Source organism: Vibrio sp. bablab_jr001 (assembly GCF_016464285.1).
Classification (GTDB): domain Bacteria; phylum Pseudomonadota; class Gammaproteobacteria; order Enterobacterales; family Vibrionaceae; genus Vibrio; species Vibrio fluvialis.
The window spans coordinates 1-291 of sequence record NZ_JACDWZ010000079.1; the positions used below are offsets into that span (position 1 = coordinate 1).

The following is a 291-nucleotide window of genomic DNA, read 5'->3' on the forward strand; positions in this document are numbered from 1 at the left end:
ATCAGTCTGACGGCGGCGGGCGTCACCGCGTTCTCGAACGATTACGAAACCGCCCCCAATGTGCACGATATTGTGGTGACCGCGACAGAAGTGGCGGGTCTGGGCGAGCAGAAGTCAACGGACATCACCGTTGAACTGAGTGAGCTGAACCTGGATGAGTTTGGTCCGGTATTCGACCCGAATGACCCGGACAACGAAGACGGCCCCCGTTATGTGTTCTCGTATGATGAGAACAGCAGCGATGAGTATGTGATCGGTACCGTGTCGGCCACTGATGGTGACGGCGAGGCG

Annotated in this window: 1 protein-coding gene; it reads left to right on the top strand. The window is 57.7% G+C overall.

The genetic code is table 11. The features are described from left to right. Nucleotides 1-291: hypothetical protein (locus JIG40_RS12805; protein ID WP_199465432.1), on the top strand; the 291-nt coding region annotated here is incomplete at both ends.